General features: G+C 72.1%; 7 protein-coding genes. 3 read left to right on the top strand and 4 right to left on the bottom strand.

Annotation, left to right across the window (positions count from 1 at the left end; all coding sequences use genetic code 11):
- Positions 1-77: 77 nt before the first annotated feature.
- From ACGFMK_RS48635 to ACGFMK_RS48650, 4 genes are read right to left on the bottom strand one after another with little or no spacing between them, the layout of a single operon-like run.
- Positions 78-803 carry an alpha/beta hydrolase fold domain-containing protein gene (locus ACGFMK_RS48635; RefSeq protein ID WP_392778788.1) on the bottom strand — a complete coding sequence of 242 codons (726 nt, stop codon included), beginning with the start codon at positions 801-803 and terminating at the stop codon, positions 78-80.
- Positions 800-2059: an amidohydrolase family protein gene (locus tag ACGFMK_RS48640; RefSeq protein ID WP_392778790.1), complete on the bottom strand. Its 1260-nt coding sequence runs from the start codon at positions 2057-2059 to the stop codon at positions 800-802. The genes ACGFMK_RS48635 and ACGFMK_RS48640 overlap by 4 nt, the downstream gene beginning before the upstream one ends.
- 29 nt (positions 2060-2088) lie before the next feature.
- Positions 2089-2853, bottom strand: a complete 765-nt coding sequence (locus ACGFMK_RS48645; RefSeq protein ID WP_392778793.1) for an SDR family NAD(P)-dependent oxidoreductase — start codon at positions 2851-2853, stop codon at positions 2089-2091.
- Positions 2854-2862: 9 nt separating this feature from the next.
- On the bottom strand, positions 2863-3591 hold the full coding sequence (locus ACGFMK_RS48650; protein ID WP_392778796.1) for an SDR family NAD(P)-dependent oxidoreductase: 729 nt from the start codon (positions 3589-3591) through the stop codon (positions 2863-2865).
- Positions 3592-3718: 127 nt separating this feature from the next.
- Between ACGFMK_RS48650 and ACGFMK_RS48655 the strand changes: the two genes are divergently transcribed.
- From ACGFMK_RS48655 to ACGFMK_RS48665, 3 genes are read left to right on the top strand one after another with little or no spacing between them, the layout of a single operon-like run.
- On the top strand, positions 3719-4300 hold the full coding sequence (locus ACGFMK_RS48655; protein ID WP_392778799.1) for a carboxymuconolactone decarboxylase family protein: 582 nt from the start codon (positions 3719-3721) through the stop codon (positions 4298-4300).
- Positions 4297-5169, top strand: coding sequence for a fumarylacetoacetate hydrolase family protein (locus ACGFMK_RS48660; protein WP_392778802.1), 873 nt, complete (start codon positions 4297-4299; stop codon positions 5167-5169). Before ACGFMK_RS48655 ends, ACGFMK_RS48660 begins: the two co-directional genes overlap by 4 nt.
- A complete protein-coding gene (locus ACGFMK_RS48665) occupies positions 5169-6008 on the top strand; it encodes a fumarylacetoacetate hydrolase family protein (protein ID WP_392778805.1) in 840 nt (279 codons plus the stop codon). The genes ACGFMK_RS48660 and ACGFMK_RS48665 overlap by 1 nt, the downstream gene beginning before the upstream one ends.
- Positions 6009-6145: the final 137 nt, after the last annotated feature.

Below are 6145 nucleotides of genomic sequence, written 5' to 3' on the forward strand. Positions count from 1 at the left end.
AGCCGTGAAGGCCTCCTTACCGGCCATAAGAGCCGGTAAGGAGGCCTTCACGGACGAACCACGCGGCCGCGGGAAGCTCAGCCGAGCGCGTGCAGGAACTTCGCCGAGCGGTCGACGATCGCGCCGACGTCTGGGGCGTCCGTCCACATGTGCCGGGCGCCCGGCACGAGGTCCAGTTCCACCGGCGCACCCGCGGCCCGCAACGCCGACGCCAGCCGCTCGCTCTGGGCCGGGGGCACCAGGTCGTCGGCGTCGCCGTGCATCAGGAGGATCGGCGGCGCGTCCCCGCGCGCGAAGGTGAGCGGGCTCGCCGCCCGCGCTCGCTCGGGATCCGCCGAAGGGGACACGCCGAGCAGTTCGGCCTCCCGTGAATCGTCGGCCGCGCCGGGGAGATCGCCGGGCAGGCCCAGCAGGTCCGTCGGCGGGTACCAGGCGACGACGCCGTCGACGTCACCGCCGTCCAAGGCCGCCAGCAGGGCCAGGTGCGCGCCCGCCGACTCGCCCCACAGGAACGTCGCCGCACAGTCCACTTCGGACCGCAGCCAGCCGATGGCCGCGCGGACGTCGTCCAGCTGCGCGGGAAAACGCGCCTCGCCGCTGAGCCGGTAGTCCACCGCGGCGACCGCGAAACCGCGCTCCGCCAAAGTCGAGCACAGGTCCGCGGGGACCGTCTTCCGCCGCGATCCGCGCCGCCAGCCGCCGCCGTGCAGGTACCCGATCGCCGGGTGCGGGCCGGGGCCGGACGGCAGGTGGAGGTCCAGCTCCAGCGGCCGGAAGCCGAGGACTTCGCGGTAGACCGTCACGCGGCGGGCGCCTTGTGAAACCGGCCGCCCTGCATGATCGCCAGCAGATTCTCCTTGTCCTGCAACAGGGCCACGTCAGCGGTCGGGTCACCGCGTACCACCAGGACGTCGGCGAAGTAGTCCTCCGTCAGCACTCCGACCGGCATGTCCAGCACCTGCCCGCCGTACTGCGTGGTGGCGCGCAGCGCCTCGGCGGGGGAGTAGCCGAACAGCCGCACGAACAGCTCCAGGTCCCGCGCGTTGCGCCCGATCGGGTTGTTCGGGAAGCCGTAGTCGCCGCCGGGCAGCACCCGCAGCCCGCGTTTGCGCAGCTCCGGGTAGAGCTGCTCCATCGCGGCCAGCGACTTCACCGAGCCCATCTTCTCCGCCAGCGCGGCGTCGATGCCGAACTCGGCGCCCTCGTGGACGTTGGCCCACATGATGCCGACGGCGGGGGACAGGAAGATCTCGTCCTTGTGCTCCTCCAGCAGGTCGATCGCCTCCTGGTCGGCGTAGGAGCAGTGGTAGACCGACCGGAACCCGCTGCGCACGGCCAGCTTGATCGACTCCGGCGACTGCGCGTGGCAGTTGAGCCACACCCCGGACTCGCGGGCCTGCTCGCCTGCCGCGGCGGCCTCTTCGGCGCTGTACTGGGTGACCATCGAGCCGCCTTCGAAGAAGACGTCGTCGTTGCTCATCAGCAGCTTGACGCTGTCGAAGCCGAGCGCGGCCTGCTCGCGGACGAACGCGCGGACCGCCTCGGGCCCGATCTCCTTCGGCGCCGGGCCGTCCGGTCCCATCTGCACCGGGTTGTTGTCCCGCTCGAACGACGCCGCGCGCATCCGCGGGCCGGGCGTTTCCCCGGCGGCGATGCGGTCGCGCAGCCGGACCTCGGTCGGCACCGGCGTCAGCGACCCCGCGGAGTACGCGCTGGTAAAGCCGTGGTCCAGGAGGATCCGCGCGTTGCGCTCGGCGAGCGCGAGGTGCTCGTCGGGCGTCGGCATGTGGTGGAAGAACGAGACGTCCAGCGGCGGGTTGAACGTCGGGTCGACGTGCCCGACGGCGGAGGGGAACGTCAGGTGCGCGTGCGACTCCACCAGCCCCGGCATGACCGTGGCGCCGCGGCAGTCGACGACCCGGTCACCCGGCTCCGGTTCGACGCCCGCGCGCACGGCTTCGATCCGGTCGCCGCGCACCACGACGTCACCCGGCACGGCCGGCGAGCCGGTCCCGTCGAACACCCGGCCACCGGTGAAGATCACCCTGGGTTCGCTCATTTTTCCGTCCTCACTGACGAATGACGAAATCACGCACCGATCATGTTGTAACCGCCGTCGGCGACCATGAAGCTGCCGGTCATGTGGCTCGCGTCCTCGGACGCGAGGAACAGCGCGGTCCCGGCGAGCTCCTCCGGGCCGGGGATCCGGCCCAGCGGGGTCGCGTCCCGCAGCTTCTCCGCCCGGCCGGTTTTCCAGTCCTCACGCCCGAGCGTCGCCTCGGTCTCCATGAACCCCGGCGCGAACACGTTCACCCGCACGGTGGGGGCGAGGGCGTGCGCGTACGACTTGGTCAGGCCGATGATCCCGTACTTCGCCGCCGCGTACTGCGGGGCGCGGGCGCTGCCGCGCGCGACGACGGTCGAGCCGATGTTGACGATCGCGCCGCCGCCCTGGGCGAGCATCCGGTCGCCGAACTCGTGGGTGCACAGCAGCGTGCCCTTGATGTCGACGGCCAGCACGTGGTCGATGGACTCCTCGGTGATGTCCCGCCACGACATCTGGTCCCGGGCGACGTCCCCGACGTTGTTCACGGCGACGTCGACCCGGCCGAAGTGGCTCCACACCTCGTCGGCCATCCGGCGGATCTGCTCGTGCTCGGCGATGTCGGCCTGCACGAGGAACGCCTTGCGGCCCAGCGCTTCGACGCGTTCCACGGTGCGCTCGGCGCCCTCCCGGGACCCGCGGTAGTGCACGGCCACGTCGGCGCCCTCCTGGGCGGCGCGCACGGCGATCGCGGCGCCGAACCCGGTGCCGGCGCCGGTGACGAGGACGACCTTGTCGGTGAATCGCACAGAAACTCCTTAAACGAGGGTGCGGCCGCCGTCGGCGTACAGGACGTGTCCCGTGACGAACGCCGAGCGGTCGGAGCAGAGGAACAGGATCGGGCCGAGCAGGTCGTCCACCGTGCCGAGGCGCCCGGCGGGGACCAGCGACGTCAGCTCGTCGCGGACGCCGGGTTTCTCGAGGTGGTGCCGGGTCAGCCCGGTCTCGGTGTATCCGGGGGCGACGGCGTTCACGGTGACGCCACTCGCCGCCCACTCCCGGGCCATCACCCGGGCGAGCTGGTTGACCCCGCCCTTCGTGGCGGCGTAGGGCGCGTGGTGCGGGTGCGCGAGCAGGCCGGAGACCGAGGACAGGTAGACGATCCGGCCGTGCCCGGCCGCCGTCATCACCGCGCCCGCGGCCTTGCCGGTCCAGAACGCGCTGCCCAGGTTGAGCGTGACGATGTCGTCCCAGACGTCGTCCAGGGTGTCGAGCACCGGGCGCCGGTCGTTGACGCCGACGGCGTGCACGAAGACGTCCAGCCCACCCAGCAGCTCGGTGGCCCGGGCGACGCACTCCCGGCTGCCCTCGGCGGTGGTCAGGTCGGCCTTCAGCGTCTTGGTCCCGACGGCGGCCAGCCGCTCCTCGTCGACGTCGGCCACCACGACGTCGGCCCCCGCTTCGGCGAGCGCGGCGGCGACCCCGCCGCCGATCCCGCCGGCGCCGGCCACCAGGGCCCTCCGCCCGCCCAACCCGAGCCAGTCCACCCGCACGCTCCTCTTCGGTCCTCGGTCCGCACCGACGCTAGGTTCCGGACGCCGGGACGGGGAACGGCCGTGCCATTGGTTGGCACATCCGGGCGCGCCGGCCGGAGGCGCTGGTGGGATGGGCGGCATGAGCAGGCTGCCGCACCTCACCCCCGACGACCTCGACCCCGAGCAGCGGGCGCTCTACGACGAGATCACCGGCGGCCCCCGCGCGACCGGACCGCAACGGTTTCCCCTGGTCGACGCGGCCGGCCGGCTGGCGGGCCCGTTCAACGCGATGCTCGTCGCGCCCCCGGCCGGGCAGGCGCTGCAGGCGCTCGGCGCCGCGATCCGGTACTCGACGACGCTGGGGGACCGGATCCGGGAGCTGGCGATCCTCGCCGTCGCGGCCCGCTGGGACAGCGCGTTCGAGTGGTACGCCCACGAGCCGCACGCGCTCGCCGCCGGGCTCACCGAAGCGCAGGTCGAGGCCGTGCGCCGAGGGGAGATCCCGGCCCTGGCCGACAAGACCGAGCGGGCCGCGCTGCGGTTCGTGTCCGCGCTGCTGCGCGAGGAGGACGTCGACGACGTGACGTACGCCGAGATCGTGCCAATCATTGGCAACCGGATGGCCGTCGAGCTCACGACTTTGGTGGGCTACTACGCGACGCTGGCCCTCCAGCTGCGTGTGTTCCGCGTGGCCGACCCCGCAGGAAGTGGACCCCGATGAAGCTCGTCACCTTTAACGACAACCAGGTCGGGCGCATCGCCGACGACCAGGTGCTGGAACTCGACACCACCTCGACGCGCGAGTTCTTCGAACGCGACCGGGACGTGCCCGAGACCGGCCGCCGCTACCCCCTGGCCGACGTGCGCCTGCGCGCGCCGATCGTGCCGAAGAAGTTCTTCCACACCGCCGGGAACTTCCGCGAGCACCACGAGGACCTCGTCCGGGTGAACTGGTCGCACCCGGTGAACAAGGGGATCGTCTTCTTCCAGAACGTCGACGCGATCATCGGCCCGGAGGACCCGATCGTCTACCCGTCGCACCTGACGTCGGAGCTGGACTACGAGCTCGAACTGGCCATCGTGCTCGGCAAGCCGGGCAAGTTCTTCGGCGCCGAGCAGGCGGCCGAGCACATCGGCGGCTACCTCGTCTTCAACGACATCACCGCGCGCGACATCCAGCGCCGCGAGATGCAGTCCGGCGTCTTCTCCTTCTCCAAGGCCATCGAGACGTTCTGCCCGATCGGCCCGTACATCGTCACCGCCGACGAGATCGAGGACCCGCACAACCTGGACATGGAGCTGCGGGTCAACGGCGACGTCCGGCAGAAGTCCAACACCGGGCGGATGTCCGTCTCGATCCCGCAGCTGATCGCCTACCACTCGCCGCAGACCTACAGCGCGGGTGACCTGATCACCACCGGCACGGTCGCGGGGGTCGCGGCGAGCACCGACGACCCGTTCGCGAACTACCTCAAGCCCGGTGACGTCGTCGAGGCCGAGATCGAGGGCATCGGCGTGCTGCGCAACCCGGTCGTGTCCTGGGAGGACGCCCACGGCACCCCGCCGCCGGCCGCGGACCAGTGGGTCTGATGCGCCTGTCCACAGTGGACGACCGCGCCGTCTTGGTCGTCGGGGACGGTTTCGTGGACGTCGCCCACGCGAGCGGCGGCCGGTTCGGTCCCGGCCCGATGGCCGTACTCGACCGGTGGGCGGCGTTCCAGGTGTGGGCGGCGACCGCGTCACTGCCCGCCGCGGAGCCCCTGGCCGGCCGCACGCTCGACGCGCCCGTGCCGCGGCCGCGCCAGGTCTTCGCGATCGCCCTCAACTACCCGCCGCACGCCGCCGAAGCCGGCTACCACCCGCCGGCGGATCCACTGGTGTTCACCAAGTTCCCGAGCTGCATCACGGGCCCGGACACCACGGTGGAGCTGCCCGGCGACCGCGTCGACTGGGAGGTCGAGCTGGTCGCGGTGGTCGGCGTCGGCGGCCACCGGATCGCGGCCGAGGACGCCTGGGAGCACGTCGCCGGGCTGACCGTCGGGCAGGACCTGTCCGAACGCGGTGTGCAGCTGCTCGGCACCCCGCCGCAGTTCTCGCTGGGCAAGTCGTTCCCGGGTTTCGGCCCGACGGGTCCGGCCTTGGTGACCCTGGACGAGTTCCCCGACCCGGGTGACCTGCGGCTGACGACCGAGTTGAACGGCACGGTGGTCCAGAAGGCCCGGACCGGAGAGATGATCTTCGGTGTCCCGGAGCTGATCGCGCGGCTGTCGGCGATCTGCCCGCTGCTGCCGGGCGACCTGGTCTTCACGGGCACCCCGGCGGGCGTGGGCAACCGGATGACCCCGCCGCGCTACCTCGGCCCGGACGACGTGCTGGTCAGCCGGATCGAAGGGATCGGGGAGCTGCGCACCCGGTTCCGGGCCGCCTGACGCGGCCTGCGGTTCACGGAGGTGCAGGTCGCCAGGGGTCCCCGCGACCTGCACCGCGAGTGCTCGAGCCGGATCGCGCCGCGTTCCGGTACTTTCGGCCACCGGGACGCGGTGCTCGTGGAGCGCCTGGCCTGCAG

The organism is Amycolatopsis sp. NPDC049252, from assembly GCF_043197175.1.
Lineage (GTDB): Bacteria > Actinomycetota > Actinomycetes > Mycobacteriales > Pseudonocardiaceae > Amycolatopsis.